This window comes from Vibrio sp. J2-3(2022) (assembly GCF_021725735.1).
GTDB classification, from domain to species: Bacteria; Pseudomonadota; Gammaproteobacteria; order Enterobacterales; family Vibrionaceae; genus Vibrio; species Vibrio diabolicus.
The window spans coordinates 68,987-85,978 of record NZ_JAKKCK010000007.1 but is presented as its reverse complement, the minus strand read 5'-3'; the positions used below and the strand labels follow the sequence as shown (position 1 = coordinate 85,978).

General features: G+C 46.3%; 14 protein-coding genes. 9 read left to right on the top strand and 5 right to left on the bottom strand.

Annotated elements, in window-relative coordinates; genetic code table 11:
* Positions 1–119: 119 nt before the first annotated feature.
* Positions 120–1,514, bottom strand: coding sequence for an envelope stress sensor histidine kinase CpxA (cpxA, locus tag L3V27_RS20685; protein WP_053807755.1), 1,395 nt, complete (start codon positions 1,512–1,514; stop codon positions 120–122).
* Positions 1,514–2,203: a response regulator gene (locus tag L3V27_RS20680; protein WP_005397534.1), complete on the bottom strand. Its 690-nt coding sequence runs from the start codon at positions 2,201–2,203 to the stop codon at positions 1,514–1,516. Before L3V27_RS20680 ends, cpxA begins: the two co-directional genes overlap by 1 nt.
* A 190-nt stretch (positions 2,204–2,393) precedes the next feature.
* Here L3V27_RS20680 and L3V27_RS20675 point away from each other — a divergent pair, with 190 nt between their 5' ends.
* The 3 genes from L3V27_RS20675 (at position 2,394) to pfkA (ending at position 5,174) form a co-directional block, all read left to right on the top strand.
* The gene (locus L3V27_RS20675; RefSeq protein ID WP_237312635.1) at positions 2,394–2,906 is read left to right on the top strand and encodes a CpxP family protein; all 513 of its coding nucleotides are present in this window, start codon (positions 2,394–2,396) and stop codon (positions 2,904–2,906) included.
* Between the two features lie 112 nt (positions 2,907–3,018).
* On the top strand, positions 3,019–3,927 hold the full coding sequence (gene fieF / locus L3V27_RS20670) for a CDF family cation-efflux transporter FieF (RefSeq protein WP_005397530.1): 909 nt from the start codon (positions 3,019–3,021) through the stop codon (positions 3,925–3,927).
* A 284-nt stretch (positions 3,928–4,211) separates the two neighbouring features.
* On the top strand, positions 4,212–5,174 hold the full coding sequence (gene pfkA, locus L3V27_RS20665; RefSeq protein ID WP_005397529.1) for a 6-phosphofructokinase: 963 nt from the start codon (positions 4,212–4,214) through the stop codon (positions 5,172–5,174).
* Between the two features lie 103 nt (positions 5,175–5,277).
* On the opposite strand, the gene L3V27_RS20660 is transcribed toward pfkA, so the two are convergent.
* On the bottom strand, positions 5,278–6,660 hold the full coding sequence (locus tag L3V27_RS20660; protein ID WP_237312634.1) for an MATE family efflux transporter: 1,383 nt from the start codon (positions 6,658–6,660) through the stop codon (positions 5,278–5,280).
* A 240-nt stretch (positions 6,661–6,900) separates the two neighbouring features.
* Here L3V27_RS20660 and L3V27_RS20655 point away from each other — a divergent pair, with 240 nt between their 5' ends.
* The 4 genes from L3V27_RS20655 (at position 6,901) to L3V27_RS20640 (ending at position 13,001) form a co-directional block, all read left to right on the top strand.
* Positions 6,901–7,191 carry a co-chaperone GroES gene (locus tag L3V27_RS20655; RefSeq protein ID WP_005381516.1) on the top strand — a complete coding sequence of 97 codons (291 nt, stop codon included), beginning with the start codon at positions 6,901–6,903 and terminating at the stop codon, positions 7,189–7,191.
* A 77-nt stretch (positions 7,192–7,268) separates the two neighbouring features.
* On the top strand, positions 7,269–8,915 hold the full coding sequence (gene groL, locus L3V27_RS20650; RefSeq protein ID WP_005381509.1) for a chaperonin GroEL: 1,647 nt from the start codon (positions 7,269–7,271) through the stop codon (positions 8,913–8,915).
* Positions 8,916–10,037: 1,122 nt separating this feature from the next.
* Positions 10,038–11,702: a group II intron reverse transcriptase/maturase gene (gene ltrA, locus L3V27_RS20645; protein ID WP_237312633.1), complete on the top strand. Its 1,665-nt coding sequence runs from the start codon at positions 10,038–10,040 to the stop codon at positions 11,700–11,702.
* Positions 11,703–12,437: 735 nt separating this feature from the next.
* A complete protein-coding gene (locus L3V27_RS20640) occupies positions 12,438–13,001 on the top strand; it encodes a hypothetical protein (RefSeq protein ID WP_005395435.1) in 564 nt (187 codons plus the stop codon).
* Positions 13,002–13,100: 99 nt separating this feature from the next.
* On the opposite strand, the gene L3V27_RS20635 is transcribed toward L3V27_RS20640, so the two are convergent.
* Complete coding sequence (locus L3V27_RS20635; RefSeq protein WP_005395427.1) at positions 13,101–13,598, bottom strand: MgtC/SapB family protein; 498 nt, start codon at positions 13,596–13,598, stop codon at positions 13,101–13,103.
* Positions 13,599–13,693: 95 nt separating this feature from the next.
* Positions 13,694–14,716: an EF-P beta-lysylation protein EpmB gene (gene epmB / locus L3V27_RS20630; RefSeq protein WP_124009042.1), complete on the bottom strand. Its 1,023-nt coding sequence runs from the start codon at positions 14,714–14,716 to the stop codon at positions 13,694–13,696.
* 32 nt (positions 14,717–14,748) lie between these two features.
* Between epmB and efp the strand changes: the two genes are divergently transcribed.
* Positions 14,749–15,315 (top strand): elongation factor P, encoded by a 567-nt coding sequence (gene efp / locus L3V27_RS20625; protein WP_005395425.1) that lies wholly within the window; start codon positions 14,749–14,751, stop codon positions 15,313–15,315.
* Between the two features lie 265 nt (positions 15,316–15,580).
* Entirely contained in the window at positions 15,581–16,984 is a 1,404-nt protein-coding gene (locus tag L3V27_RS20620) for an SPFH domain-containing protein (RefSeq protein ID WP_005395423.1), read from the top strand.
* Positions 16,985–16,992 lie beyond the last annotated feature (8 nt).

Here is a 16,992-nt window from a genome sequence, read left to right as displayed (position 1 = left end):
TTTGATCTTTGTAAGGGTATTCGAAGGCGTTCCCACCCAATTTCTAAAGTGAAGATGAAGCCGTGAATCTCTCACTCTAGAAATAGGGTGTGGCTTACTGTTAGCTCATCGGCTTGAAGTTAACGATTGATAGGTAAGGTGATACTCATGCGCAATCCGCCTAACGGACTTCGACTGGCGACGATCGTTCCACTGTGCTGGCGGATGGCACTTTCGGTAATGGTTAGGCCGAGACCCGTGCCGCCGGAGTGGCGATCGCGGGCCGTTGAAACGCGATAGAACGGACGAAAAATCGCGGCTAATTCTTCTTCAGGAACGCCCTCGCCATTGTCATCAACCGTGATATGCAGCGTATCATCATCGGCCTTGATGTCGATTTGCACCTCATCTTTCCCGTAATAAATGGCGTTACGAACGATGTTTTCCACCGCACTCATCAGCAGTTTAGGATTGCCGGAGATACTTCGTTTTGGCAGTTCAGAATAGTGTAGGTGCTTACCCATTTGCTCAGCTTCAAACTGCGCATCTTTAATGATCTCTTCCCACAAACTTTCCAGTGGCTGCGTTTCGCGAGTCATATGGCTGTTCGCCTGCATGCGAGACAGTTCAAGCAATTCGCTGATCATCTGTTCCAAGCGCTGCGCTTCGGTATCGATACGAGTCAGTTCTGGGCTTTCGCCTTGTTTACGCGTTGCTAATGCGCTTGCCATGCGTAGACGAGTTAAAGGTGAGCGAAGCTCGTGAGAGATATCGGATAGCAGGCGTTGTTGTCCTGAAATCATTTGATTAACCGCCTCGACCATCTGGTTGAAGCTGCTGCCAGCCTGACGAAACTCTGCCGTGCCTTTTTCTAAATTTGGGTCTGTGACAAATTCGCCTTTCGCCACACGTTGAGCGGCGGCTTCAAGACGACGCGCTGGCTGACTTAGTGCCCAGGCAAGCCATAACAGCAATGGTGTACTAACCAGCATGACCGCGAGCAACAGCTGGAATGGGTGATCAAACAGACGCAAGAGTAGTGGTGGTGGCTCATTCCACTTGAAGCCCACATACATCAAGATATCGGAGCCAGCCAAAGTTATCGGGATTGGACCTGCAATCATGTATCGACCATACAGTTTCTGCTTTGGCTGGTTGTAATCTTCGATACTGGTGACAAAGTTTTGCATGGCACGTAATTGGAAATTACTGCGTTTTTCTGTCGTAAGAACATTACCGCTGTAGTCAGAAAAAAATACGCGCGGACGAGGGTCATGCTTACCGTGACGGTTACCCTCGATACGAAATAGTATTCGACCTAAATCAGTTTGCTGACGGTATTTTTGTTGGATTGCGTCACGCGTTTCTACCATACGTTTATAGTGCTCTTCTGGAATGTCGCGAGCTTTGCGAGGGTCCAAATGTGGCAGTGATAGCACGGCTATCAACACCAATAACATAGTGAACCAAAAAATGGCAAAGATGCGTCCATACAAGCTATTGATGTTTGGCAGTTTGATGCGTGATAGGCGCATTAATCCTCCTCAAGCAGCATATAGCCACGACCACGCAGGGTTTTGATTCGCGGCTTGCCATTGCTCTGATCTGGTAATTTTTTACGTAAGTTCGAAACATGCATATCGATCGCGCGATCAAAAGCGGCGAGTCGTTTACCAAGCACATCTAGGCTCAATGTCTCTTTAGTTAGCACTTGTCCTGGGTTTTGCACAAAGTGGGTCAACAGAGCAAACTCGGTTGCTGTGAGATCGAGCAACTGTTGATCGCAGTATGCTTCTTGTTTACCTGGGTAAAGACGGAGCTCTTGATACTCAATGCAATCGCTGTTTTTGGTGTTTTTCTGTGTGCTGCTGGTACGGCGTAAGATCGCACGAATACGTGCTAACAGTTCACGGTCGCTAAAAGGTTTCGGTAAATAATCATCCGCGCCTAGCTCTAAACCGATCACGCGGTCAATTTCTTCCCCTTTAGCGGTCAGCATCAAGACAGGAGTTTCCCAGTTTTCACGCAAGCGTTTAAGGGTTTCCATGCCATTTAGCTTCGGCATCATGACATCCAACAAAATCAAATCAATCTTATCATTGACCGCAGCTAAGCCTGCTTCGCCATCATTTGCTTCGCTGACGTCAAATCCTTCGAAACTGAGTACTTCTTTTAATAAGCTGGTTAGCTCGATATCGTCATCAATTAAAAGAATGTTTGCCATGGGGGCACCTATAGTAAGTTACCGATAGCTTAATATTACATTGGAATGATGTGCTGCGAAGAGGGTAAAAATCACTCTTTACGATTCTTTACGCTCCCTATACGTCGCTTTACCTAGTGGGTCGTATTCTATACTCAAGCGCTGTGAGAACAGCTCAGAAGAATCACTCACCTGTGTAAGGAATCAAATTATGAAATCTGCAAAAAAACTTGTGTTAGCTGCTGTTGTTCTACCTCTTACTCTCGGCGCAGCAAGCGCATTCGCTTACGGTGGTAAAAACCATCATCAAGGCCCGCGTGATGAATGTGGCATGGGAATGGACCGCGGCATTATGCGTGATTTGAATTTGACGGATGCTCAAAAAGATCAGCTTAAGTCTTTCCGTGAAGCAAACCGCGCACAGATGAAAGGCAAATATTCTGAAAATCGCGAAGCTCGTATGGCTGAGCGACAAGCACACCACGCAAAAATGCAGTCACTCTTACTAGCGGATAGTTTTGATGAAGCGCAAGCGACCGCATTAGCAAAAGAAATGGTTGAGCGCCAAACTGAGCACCGTGTGCAAATGCTAGCAAGAAAGCACCAAATGCTGAGCGTATTAACGCCAGAACAAAAAGCAGAGTTTGTGAAGTTGCAAAATGAACGCATGCAAGAGTGTGGCGACAGAATGCATAAGCGCATGGAAAAATACCGCAATAATTAAGTCATGAATTGATGTTATATAAAGAGGCAGCCATTGGTTGCCTCTTTTTTGATCTGGTTATTTCATGGGCATTCAATATACTCAACGTATGGTTTGAGTTAACTCTTTGATTATGAAACAGCAATATGCACGTTTAGTGACGACCGCAGCTTGGACTGCAACTATTGTGGCGACTCTTCTCTTGATTGTAAAAGTCATCACGTGGTGGGTAACCGGCTCAGTTAGCCTATTGGCATCACTTATCGACTCAATGTTGGATATCGCCGCGTCGGTGGTAAATCTCGTTGTTGTCCGTTATGCCTTACAACCAGCAGACCGCGAACATACGTTTGGGCATGGTAAAGCTGAGTCTTTAGCGGCCTTAGCTCAGGCTATGTTTATTTCGGGGTCGGCGGTATTTTTGATCCTGAACGGGATTGACCGATTTTTCCGTCCACACGCACTGCATGCGCCGGAGCTCGGTGTTTATGTATCGCTGTTTGCGATTGTGGTCACACTTGGCTTGGTGATGTTCCAAAAACATGTGGTACGCGTGACAGGGAGCCAAGCAATCGCGGCGGATTCTCTGCATTATCAGACTGATTTGTATATGAACGCTGCGATCATGGTGGCTCTGGGACTCAGCTACTTTGGCGTGACGCAAGCGGATGCGGTGTTTGCGATTGGCATTGGTGTCTTCATTCTTTACAGCGCCTTCAAAATGGTCAGCGAAGCGATTCAGACGTTATTAGACCGAAAGCTGCCGGATTCCGAATTGGAGCAAATCCGCAATGAATGTTTGAATGTGAAAGGGGTTCTTGGGGTTCATCAACTGCGTACCCGTATGTCAGGGCCGACACGCTTTATTCAGTTGCACTTGGAGCTAGACGATAACTTACGTTTAATCGAAGCGCACTATATTGCCGATAAAGTTGAAGAAAACCTTTTAGCTTTGTTTCCTGATGCGGATGTTTTGATCCATCAAGATCCATTGTCTGTCGTTTTTGGGCCAGAGAAAGAGCAAAAAGCGCAAGATTGGTAGGGCTCGAAAAATCCATAAGTGCCTGACGACAAACAGGCACTTATTGACTATCTTTCCATCAATACTTATTAAGATTCGTGATCCTGATGTGAATCAACAAAGTTTCATAGAGAAACTGTAATACTCTTACATAAGTAGAAAAATTACATAAAAAAGTGCGTTTTCATTGGTAATCCTGTAGAGGAAATGTAACATAACGCACAGTTCTGGATTATGCAGGTTGCTTGGTAACAAGGGGCCTAAAAGAAAATTAAATAATTGATTGCCAAAGATCGAGGGTGAGCATGATTAAGAAGATCGGTGTTTTAACAAGTGGCGGTGACGCACCTGGTATGAACGCGGCGATACGCGGCGTAGTACGTACAGCACTATCCGAGGGATTGGAAGTATTCGGTGTGTACGACGGCTACCTAGGCCTATACGAAGGCCGCATCGAGAAGCTAGATCGTTCTAGCGTTTCAGATGTGATCAACAAAGGTGGTACGTTCCTAGGTTCTGCACGTTTCCCTGAATTCAAAGAAGTGGAAGTGCGTGAAAAAGCGATTGAGAACCTGAAAAAACATGGTATCGATGCGCTAGTCGTGATCGGTGGTGACGGTTCGTACATGGGTGCGAAGAAACTGACTGAAATGGGTTACCCATGTATCGGTCTACCAGGCACAATCGACAACGATATCGCTGGTACTGACTACACAGTGGGCTACCTAAGTGCACTAAACACAGTTATCGATGCAATCGACCGTCTACGTGATACTTCTTCATCTCACCAACGTATTTCAATTGTAGAAATCATGGGTCGTCACTGTGGTGACCTAACTCTGATGTCTGCAATCGCGGGTGGTTGTGAGTACATCATCACTCCAGAAACTGGCCTAGACAAAGACAAGCTGATCAGCAACATCCAAGACGGCATCGCAAAAGGTAAGAAACACGCAATCATCGCGTTGACTGAGCTAATGATGGATGCCAATGAACTGGCTCGTGACATCGAAGCGGCTACAGGTCGTGAAACTCGTGCAACAGTACTTGGTCACATCCAACGTGGTGGTCGTCCAACTGCATTTGACCGCGTTCTAGCATCTCGCATGGGTAACTACGCTGTTCACCTATTGATCGAAGGTCATGGTGGTCGCTGTGTAGGTATCGTGAAAGAGCAACTTGTTCACCACGACATCATCGACGCGATCGAAAACATGAAGCGTCCAGTACGCAACGATCTATACAAAGTTGCTGAAGAACTGTTCTAAGCAAGTTTGAAATAGATAAAGAAAAACCGCGGCGTTCCGCGGTTTTTTTGTATTTGAGTATCAGCAAAAGGAAACTGACGCATCGGACAGAATCGACAGAATCTTACGAAGCGCTGCTCTGTTCAATGAGCGTCAATTTACGTTCGCGCAGTGCAAACATATAGCCAAGTAGGCCACCTAACGTATTCCCTACTGCGATACCTATAAACAAGCCTTCAATACTGTAAATTTGGCTTCCGATCCATGCTGATGGCAGGGTAAACACAAACAAACGCATAAAGCTCCATTGGAATGCTCGTAATGGTTTGTGCATCGCATTCAACCCACTGATTAACATCATCACAATGCCTTGAAAACCATAACTGAACGGCACCACAAGCAGGTAATGCCACAGCAGATTTTTAACCGCTTCTTCCTGCGAGAACAATGCCGCTAGAGGAATACTCAATGGCACCATCATCAAGAAGATAAACCCTTGGAACACCACCGCAAAACGCATGCTGATAAATAAGCCGGAAAAGGCGCGTTGAGGGTTTTTCGCCCCTAAGTTTTGTGCCATGAATGGCGTGAGTGCTGAGGTCAGAGACATCAAGACTAGGATCAAAATAGACTCAATACGCTGCGCCGCACCGTAAGCCGCAACCGCTGCCGTACCGTGGTTGGATAACAGCATCATCAGAATGGCACCGGACAATGGATTCATCGCGTTCGACAGTGCGGCAGGAGTGCCGATTTTTAACGTTTGCTGCCAATCTTGTTTCAGCAAGGACCATTGGGGTTGAGCGAGCAACTTTTCGCGTTTAACTAGCACATAGAATGAGCCACATAGTGCACCTAACCAGCTAAAAGCACTGGCTATTGCCGCACCTTGGATGCCAAGCTCGGGGGATGGGCCAAGTCCGAAGATCAGTAGTGGATCGAGCATGCCGTTAATCAAGCCCGCCAACATCATGATTTTGGCGGGTGTTTTTGTATCCCCAGATGCTCGTATCGCGCTATTGCCCGCCATTGGGATCACCAACAATGGAATGGTGAGATACCACACCTGCATGTACTCTTCGATGAGTGGAATTAGGTCGTCGGCTGCGCCAAGAAAGCGGAACAGTGGTGCAATGGTGGCAAAGCCAATCGAAGAGGCGATAGCCACGAGTAACACCGCTAATAACAAACCGTGAGTGGTAAACCGAGCGGCTTGTGGGGCGTGACCTTGTCCAAGTAAGCGACCAATATTGGTCGATAGACCCATCCCTATTCCCATCGTGATGCAGTTAACCGCAAAGGTTACAGGGAAGGTATAGCTGATCGCCGCTAGCGCTTGAGTACCAAGCAACGAGATAAAAAACGTGTCCACCAAGTTAAACATCAAAATCGCGATCATGCCCATGGTCATGGGGACGGTCATTTTCCGCAGCGTTTCAGGAATAGGTGCGGTCAACAAACCATGCTTATCGGTCGCTTGGGGTTCCAGCTTGTTATTTTCCTGCATGTATGACAACTATGTGGTGAGCAAACTGCAAGGATACAAGAAAGCGAGATGCTGGGCGAGTGAGCATTTCGAACGCAAACCGTTGCTTAGTTGTTCGTTATTTTAACTAAGTCACAAAATTTTTGTGCCACCCCCTTGGGATCGCTGCTTCGACCCCTTATATAGGGATCACGTGTCTGGGGCTACAGTCCCTAAGGACAATTATCAAATAAACATGGAAATTTTCAGGAGAGACGACCGATGAACATTCGTCCATTACATGACCGAGTTATCGTTGAACGTAAAGAAGTTGAATCTAAGTCTGCTGGTGGCATCGTTCTGACTGGTTCTGCTGCAGAAAAATCAACTCGCGGTGTTGTTCTAGCTGTGGGTAAAGGCCGCATCCTAGAAAACGGCACAGTACTGCCGCTGGACGTTAAAGTTGGTGATACTGTTATCTTCGCTGAAGGTTACGGTACAAAAACTGAAAAAATTGACGGTAAAGAAGTGCTTGTCATGTCTGAAAACGACATCATGGCGATCGTTGAATAATAGCAATCATTGAGTAATTTTTTGCTCAGATTCAATTACGAAATTACACACAAAGAATTTTAGAAAGGAAATCAAAGATGGCTGCTAAAGACGTTAAATTTGGTAATGACGCACGAGTTAAAATGCTAGAAGGTGTAAACGTTCTGGCTGACGCAGTAAAAGTAACACTGGGTCCTAAAGGACGTAATGTCGTTCTAGACAAATCTTTTGGTGCACCGACTATCACGAAAGATGGTGTATCAGTAGCGCGTGAAATTGAACTGGAAGATAAATTCCAGAACATGGGCGCACAAATGGTTAAAGAAGTTGCGTCTAAAGCAAACGACGCGGCAGGTGACGGTACAACAACAGCAACAGTACTAGCACAATCTATCGTAAACGAAGGTCTAAAAGCAGTCGCAGCGGGTATGAACCCAATGGACCTTAAGCGTGGTATCGACAAAGCAGTAGCTGCAGCAGTAGAGCAACTAAAAGAGCTTTCTGTTGAATGTAACGACACGAAAGCGATCGCACAGGTTGGTACTATCTCTGCAAACTCAGACGCAAGCGTAGGTAACATCATTGCTGAAGCAATGGAGCGTGTGGGCCGTGATGGCGTTATCACTGTTGAAGAAGGTCAGGCGCTACAAGATGAGCTAGACGTAGTAGAAGGTATGCAGTTCGACCGCGGTTACCTATCTCCTTACTTCATCAACAACCAAGAGTCAGGCAGTGTTGATCTAGAAAACCCATTCATCCTGCTAGTTGATAAGAAGATCTCAAACATTCGTGAACTTCTTCCAACGCTAGAAGCTGTAGCGAAAGCGTCTCGTCCACTGCTTATCATCGCAGAAGATGTAGAAGGCGAAGCGCTAGCAACATTGGTTGTCAACAACATGCGTGGCATCGTGAAAGTTGCAGCAGTGAAAGCACCTGGCTTCGGTGACCGTCGTAAAGCAATGCTACAAGACATCGCTATCCTAACTGGCGGTACTGTGATTTCTGAAGAAATCGGTCTAGAGCTTGAAAAAGTAGCACTAGAAGATCTAGGTCAAGCGAAGCGTGTTTCTATCACGAAAGAAAACACGACTATCATCGATGGTATCGGTGAAGAAGAGATGATCTCTGGCCGCGTAGCTCAAATTCGTCAACAAATCGAAGACGCAACTTCAGACTACGACAAAGAGAAACTACAAGAGCGCGTAGCGAAACTGGCTGGCGGTGTTGCAGTAATCAAAGTTGGTGCAGCAACTGAAGTTGAAATGAAAGAGAAGAAAGACCGTGTAGAAGATGCGCTAGCCGCAACTCGTGCAGCGGTTGAAGAAGGTGTTGTTGCTGGTGGTGGTGTTGCACTTATCCGCGCGGCATCTAAGATTGCTCACCTAACGGGTGACAACGAAGAGCAAAACGTTGGTATCCGCGTTGCACTACGTGCAATGGAAGCGCCAATCCGTCAAATCACGAAGAACGCAGGTGAGGAAGACTCAGTGGTTGCGAACAACGTGAAAGCGGGTGAAGGCTCTTACGGTTACAACGCGGCAACAGGCGAATACGGCGACATGCTAGAGATGGGTATTCTAGACCCAACGAAAGTAACTCGTTCTGCGCTACAGTTCGCAGCATCGGTTGCGGGTCTGATGATCACGACTGAAGCAATGGTTACTGACCTACCGCAAAAAGACGCACCAGCGATGCCTGACATGGGTGGCATGGGCGGTATGGGCGGTATGGGCGGCATGATGTAGTGCGACGAGAGTCGCGTAGGTAGCTAGCCGAGCGGGCTACGTCCATAGTAACCACATAATTTTATGTCGTGGTTACTATCCCACCCGCCGAAATAGCAAATAAATAAAACCCGATATTCGGGCTGAACCCAAGCCCGAATATCGGTCCTCGTAAGAGGTCCGATTTTAGGCATGGGCGAAAGTCTGTGTCCCTCGCTTTAGGCGAATGATATACGTTGAAGCAGCGCTACTAGTGTCTGTGAAGTAACGGGAATATTCGTGTCTTATTTAAGCTTGAGCCACCTGCACGGTGCGAAGCTGTTTTCATTATTGTCTTAGCCAATCTCTTACTCGGACGGGTAGGTGATTGGATAGTAAGACCTGTTGTTCAGCCAATAGTAGCCTAGGGATAGTGCATCTGCGGTAACGCTGTGTTCGGAGCTTCCTGACAATGTACCCCCACGCAAGTGGTTAATTTTCGCTGTGAAGTGAAGGTTAAGACAACCGCCAATAGCAGGCGGTTTAGGGGCTAGGCTGAGTTATATGGTTAACGTAAGTGAACTACTGATAAACACCGTCAGCCGCGACGAGCGTAACGCTATTGTCGTGTCGATTAATTGTCCCCTTGGGAGGATTAGCCGTCACCAACGCTCTGACCAAAAGGTATATGGCCGGTTATCTCTTTTACATCTGGGGATACGCTGACTCATGCGCCATCGGTGAATAGGTAGAACCTAAGTAACTCGTGTAATGAAAACGGAACTCGGAAACCCCGTATCTTTGCCCCAATAGGGCAGGCAACTCGTAAGAGGCGCTGTTGAGGATGCGGGCACAGGAGAGCAGAAAAAGCGAAAGTCAGCTTGTAATGAGCTGGATAGAAAGCCAACGTGCTTTCACCGGAAACGGGGCCCACGTCTGCTTGGTCTTTAATTGCGTGAAAATCAGTAAAGCCGTCAAGTTTTACGGTAGTCGAAACTGTCAGAGTCCAATTGTGGGCATTACCTTTCCTATTTGAGGATCTAGGGTACTGTCAGCAACAAGTTCAAGCCTCATAGGGTAAATCTCTGCCCTATGGGGCACAGATGCGCCTTGTGTTGCTTGTTTAACTTATCGTTAATGGAGGAAAGCAAGGTGCATACTTCAATGCAAATTGACGTATCTGCATCCTCCCACCAGACACAGCAGTGGCACAGCATCGACTGGTCACTAATGTATCGTACGGTGAGAGGGCTACAGGTACGGATCGCAAAGGCAACGAAAAAGTCTGACTGGCGACAGGTCAAAAGACTGCAACGCATGTTAACTCGTTCGTTTGCTGCCAAGGTGATAGCCATTCGGCGCGTCACTGAAAACAGAGGGAAAAACACACCGGGTGTTGATGGAGAAATCTGGAACACTCCTGCCTTGAAATGGGGAGCTATAGACCAACTAATGCGTAAAGGCTATAAGCCAAGTCCGTTGAGGCGAGTCTATATTCCTAAAGCTAATGGCAAGCGTAGGCCGCTGGGAATACCAACCATGCGTGATAGAGCAATGCAGGCACTATACCTGTTAGCTCTTGAACCCATATCGGAAACCACGGCGGATCGAAACAGCTATGGCTTTCGCCCGAATCGCTCTTGTGCTGATGCTATCGAACAATGTTTCGTGAACCTCAGTCGCAAGGCCAGTGCCCGTTGGGTACTGGAGGGTGATATCAAAGGGTGTTTTGACTTTATCAGCCATGACTGGCTTATCGCCAATATTCCTATGGATAAGGCGATACTTAAGAAGTGGCTGAAAGCCGGATTCATGGAATCTGGGAAGTTTAACTCGACGGAGGCGGGTACACCGCAAGGTGGGATTATCTCACCTGTACTCGCCAATATGGCCTTAGACGGACTGGAAACGGTGCTCGAATCCCACTTCGGGAAGAAGAACACAAAAGCCAGTTACAAAACTAAGGTCAACTATGTGCGTTATGCAGATGACTTCATCGTCACTGGGATCTCGAAAGAGCTACTAGAAGATAAGGTCTTACCAATAGTTGAAGCCTTTATGGCAGAACGTGGGTTGCAATTGTCAGCAGAAAAAACGCTGATCACGCATATAGACGACGGGTTCGATTTTCTCGGGCAGAATTTGCGTAAATACGACGGCAAGATGTTGATTAAGCCGTCAAAGAAAAACGTGAAGAATTTTCTGCGCGGTATACGAGATTATCTCAACAGCCATAAAACGGTGCCAGCTTCAGCGGTGATAGCGAAGTTGAACCCGATGCTCAGAGGATGGTGCAACTACCACCGCTGGGTATGTGCGAGTGAGACATTCAAGTATATCGATTACCGTATCTGGAAAATGTTATGGCAGTGGTGTCGCCGCATCCATTTGAATCGCCGTAAACGCTGGATTAAAGAAAAATACTTTAAAACAGTGGGTGATAGAAACTGGGTATTCAGTGCACCGAAACCGAAAGGGGAAGATGGTCACTATCGCTTGTTGAGTGCAGCGAAAGTGAAAGTCGATAAACATGTGAAAATTCGGGCAACAGTGAACTGTTACCTACCGGAGGACGAACAATACTTTGAGCGTCTGAAGATGCAAAGATTGAAGAAATCTTTGTCGGGTAACTGGAAGCTATGGAAGATTGTCGAGAGACAAGACTACAAATGTGCGGTGTGTCACCAACAGTTTCACTCAGAAGATGAATGGGATTTTCACCATATCGTCAGAAGAGTGGATGGCGGCACGGACATAAGCTCGAATTTGATGATGTTGCATATCAACTGTCATCGGCAATTACACTCGAAATTACTTGAGTGCAATTAGTTTTATAAGGTAAAGTTATGTTCGTCACCCAGAGAGATTCAGGAGGTTTCCCTTGGAAGCATTTTTGAATGTCTCCAATTCATATATGTGCTAGCACATGTAGTCTTGGCCGAGAGGGGACAAGCAAGAAGGTAGCAGGAAGGAGTGGGCTGCGCCCGGCGTGGATAACCTTGTGGGTTTGAAGCTGCCCCGACTCTGACTGCCAGTGCTAGATGGCAGTTTTGACTGGGATGGTTGTGAGGTAGGCCAGGTGAAAATTGAATCCGATCAACCCCTTCACTTACTTTATAATTCATAGACATTAGTTGCTGGTTTGCTTTCTTAAGCAAGCTTATAAAGGCTTGAGCCGTATGCGGGGAAACTCGCACGTACGGTTCTTAGGGGGCGGTGGCGCAGTAATGCGCCTCTGCTACCCGACAGCCAGCTTATCTCTTTGCTCTAAGGGAATCCTTATAGCGGAAAGATAACCGACCAAACCTTTAAAAGTCGAGGCATTTGCCTCGACTTTTTTATGCGCGTTATCCGAGAAATATAGCATTCTGATGTGGCTTCGATTGTGAGAGGCGAGTTCAAGAAATGTCAGTGGAAAAACATGAAAATAGAAGCGATAAAATTTTTTCTTTTGAGTCAGATGGTTAAATCTGACCTACCGCTAACACTTTTTGAACGTGGATAGCGCAAAATCTGAACATTACACTATGTTGTAAATTGTTGCTTCCCATCATGGAGATGAAAATGAAAAAGCTTATGACGTCATTGGCGGTTGCAGCCGCTATCGCATCACCTGTTGCTCTTGCTGACAGTACACCTGTGATGTTCTCTACTATCGACAACACAAACGCACCTTCTAACTCGTCAGTTGGTGGTGTTCGTTTAGCTGTGTTGCATGGACAGGTGAATGAGGTTAAAGGTGTCGACTTTTCACTGCTTGGTATGTCAGAAACGGATCGTACGACAGGTGTGAACTTCGGTTTGTTTTTTGGTGCAGCAAAGGTAAACCAAGAAATGAAAGGTGCGTCTTTAGGCTTAGTTAACTGGAACCAAGGTCAGACGACGGGTGTTAACTTGGGTGCTGTCAACATTACGAACAATGTAAAAGGCTTGAACTGGAGCGCGGTGAACTATTCTGAAGGCTACACCATGGCGGATGTGGGCTTAGCGAGTATCTCTAAAAAGTCTAACTTCCAGTTTGGCTTCTTCAACATGACCGATCAAATTGATGGCGTACAAATTGGTCTTTTGAACTGTGCGGATAACGGTTTCTTCAAGTGTTTCCCACTCATCAACTTCGCTAAATAATCCCTGAGCAAGTCAGAATCTTTAGATACCGAAAGCCCTCGATATTCGTCGAGGGCTTTTTAATTACTGATGGGGTGAAGCGAGTTATCGGCGCGTTAACTATTTAATTAAGCGGGATGAGGTTTTGCGTTGTTGAATTCTTTGGTGAACCCCTCGGCGCAATGCTTTGATGTGGTTTTCTGCTTTATCCACGCCCAGCAACACCGTTAAAGCCAGTAGGGTAATGACCACCGACTGCGTTAAATAACCCAAACCGATCATCAACCCTAATCCTGCCAGTACCCAAATAACCGCTGCGGATGTTACGCCGTGGATTTTTCCATCGAGTGTCATCATCACCCCTGCACCCAAGAAGCCGACGCCAGTAATAATCTGACCAAGCACGCGTGCTTGATCGAGTGTATTTGGCGATAACGATACTGCCATCGACATAAACAGGTAAGTGCCTGAAATAATAAGAATTGCCGTGCGAATGCCAACAGGTTTACCACGAGTTTGGCGTTCGATACCGATCATTAGCCCATTAATGGCACAGCATAGTAGGGCAGGCCAGCTGAATGGGCCAAGATCGAAAATTTGTTCGAGTGCTGTATGCATCTTGACCTCCAAAAGAGCGGAGTATGCATAGACTTACCGTGCAAAGCGAACAAAAAGGAACGGTCGTGACGACAAATTTAATTGAGCGTCAGGACCTATTCTAAATGCAAATCTAGTGGAGTTTTACTTGGCCTGCCACCAATTTCTCGTGTCAGTTTTGGTACCAGATAACCCGATACACGTGTGATGAGTCCGCGCATAATGGCTTTTGCTTCTTCGTCCGAAATAAAGTAGTGCGCCGCGCCTTGCACCTTATCAAGAACGTGGAGGTAATAAGGCAAGATACCCGCGTCAAATAAGGCTTCACTTAACGCCACTTGAGCTTCTACCGAATCATTCACGCCTTTCAGCAGAACGCCTTGGTTTAGAAGCGTAACGCCTGCTCTTTTGAGCTTGAACATCTGTTCAGCAAATTCGTCATTGATTTCGTTGGCATGGTTGATGTGAGTCACGAGGATGATTTGTAACCTTGATGCTTGCAGCAGTTGGCATAGTTCATCAGTGACTCGAGCGGGAATCACCACAGGTAAACGGCTATGAATACGCAGACGTTTGATATGAGGTATTTGAGCAATATGCTCTAAAAGCCAATGAATTTCATCGTCTTTTGCCATTAATGGATCACCACCTGAGAAGATGACTTCGTTCAACTCTGGTTGCTGCGCCATGTACTCTAAGCACTTTGTCCATGCCTGCTTGCCGCTTTTATTTTCTTGATATGGGAAATGACGACGAAAACAGTAACGGCAATTTACCGCGCAGCCACCTTTGACAATCATTAGGGCGCGGTTGCGATACTTGTGTAGCAGACCAGGGACTTCATTATCCTGCTCTTCTAACGGATCGTTGGAATAGCCCGGATGTACTTCAAATTCGTCACTTAATGGTAAAACCTGACGTAAAAGAGGGTCTTTAGGGTTGCCTTTCTCCATCCTATCGACAAAACTTTGCGGTACACGCTGTGCAAACAGCTTGCGCGCGGCAAACCCGTCTTGCCACGGTGAAGGATCTATTTCCAGTATTTCGAGCAATTTTGCAGGATCAGAGATCCCATTCGCCAACTGTTTGAGCCAGTTTTGCTCAACAGATTCGACTTTTCGGGTTATTATGTGCGGCATTGAATTTAGCTCTAAGAATGTAAGAGGAAAAAATGGCTACAGTTAGCACCAATGAATTTAAAGGCGGTCTTAAGTTAATGCTTGATAACGAGCCTTGTGTAATTCTGGAAAACGAATACGTTAAACCAGGTAAAGGCCAAGCGTTCAACCGCGTTAAAATTCGTAAACTTCTTTCTGGTAAAGTGCTAGAGAAAACATTCAAGTCTGGTGACACTTGTGAAGTGGCAGACGTAATGGATATCGACCTAGATTATCTATATTCAGACGGCGAATTCTACCACTTTATGAACAGTGAAACGTTTGAACAGATCGCAGCAGACGCAAAAGCGGTAGGTGACAACGCTAAGTGGTTGGTAGAAAACAACACTTGTATGATCACACTTTGGAACGGTAACCCAATTACTGTTACTCCACCAAACTTCGTTGAGCTAGAAGTGGTAGACACAGATCCAGGCCTGAAAGGTGATACTCAAGGTACTGGCGGTAAACCAGCTACGCTATCAACTGGCGCTGTTGTTCGTGTTCCTCTGTTCATCTCAATTGGTGAAGTGATTCGCGTTGATACTCGTACGGCTGAATACGTAGGCCGTGTGAAGTAAGCACTTTAGATTGATTGTTTGAAAGGTCGCTTCGGCGGCCTTTTTTATTGCCTGTAATTCTCTCTTGAATGTCCCTGCATAGAAAATCGATATCCTCCGCAAATTTTCGATGATTTTGTATTATTCGTAAAAATCTTATTTATTTCATGAATCTGTCGATTATTCCTTAATGTAACATTTTGATACATTAGTTCTTGTTGTTGAGTTGCATAGCAATCTGATTTTTATCGATTTAACTCAGTAACAATCCAAAAAGGAGAACAAAATGGAAAGCAGAGGTTTAGGAAGGGGTTTAAAGGTGGAAGAAAGACGTCAGTTACTACACAAAGGATTGAAAGCTGCGGTGTTTGGCGTACCGCTGTTGGCAATAGGTTTAACGATTAATAGCTCTGTGCTGATGACCGATGCAGGTTACAGCTACGTGCATCAGAACAATATCACTGGTGAGTTGGATGTATTTACTGAACCTGGCATTCATTTTCGTATGCCATTTCTGTCCAAAATCACCAAGTATGACCAAGTGATCACCGTGTCATTCGGTAATAGCAAGGGCGAAGATTTTTATCAACGTCTTGATGCGATTCAGGTTCGGTTTGCCGACACCTACATTGGCCAGATCCCCGTAACATTCCGCTTTAAGCTCAGTAATGACCCTGAAGCGGTGAAGAAGATGCACAAAGAGTTCCGTAACAACAGTAACTTGATTGATGCGCTGCTTGTAAAGAACGCACGTAACGTGACGGTGATTACTGCTACCCAATACACGGGTGAAGAGTTTTTCCAAGGTGGTTTGAACCAGTTCAAATCGAAACTTGGCGATCAGTTGCGAGAGGGGATTTATCTAACAGAGCGACGTCAGGTTGAAGTGGAAGAGTTGGATCTTGCGCCTGTTGGGGCGAATCAGGCCAATGCGAACCAACTACAGCGTACCAATCAACTGGTTTGGAAAACGGTGCCAGTTGTAGATAAAACCGGGCAACCAATTCGTCAAGACAACCCGTTACAACAGTACGGCATTCAAGTGACACAGGTGACCATTGGTGACCCACAGCCAGAAAAGCAGTTAGATCAGCTATTGGCGGATAAAAAGCGTTTAGTGGCGGATCGTATTCGCGCGATTCAGGAACAAGAAACGTCGAAAGCACAGGCGGAGACCGAGCAGTTACGCAAAGAGATTCAACGAACACGTGAAGTGCAAGACGCTCAGCGTGGTAAAGAACTCGCTATTATTGCTCAGCAAAAAGAAGTGGAAGTTGCACGTCAGATTGCAGAGCGTGAAATCGTTGAAGTGGAAAAAACCAAACGACTTGCTGAAGTCGAGAAGGAGAAAGAGCTAGCTATCGCAGAGGCTAACTTAGCCATTCAAAAGGCGAACGCACTTTCTGCTGAGTTTGAAGCGAAAGCGATATTGGCGAAAGGTCGCGCAGAATCTGAAGTCCTAAAAGCGAAGTACTCGGCGTTAGGGGCAAACCGTGAAGTTTACTTAGCAGAGTTGAATCGAGACGTAGCGAACTCGTTGTACAACAACTTGCAAAACTTCCAAGTTCAGATGCCACAAAACTACATTGGTGGTAGCGAAGAAACGGGCTTGAAAACAAACCTAGATGTGATTACTGGTTTTGGTGCTCTGGGTCTTATGGACCAAACGAAGAAGGTCATACAGCAATAAGATCATGG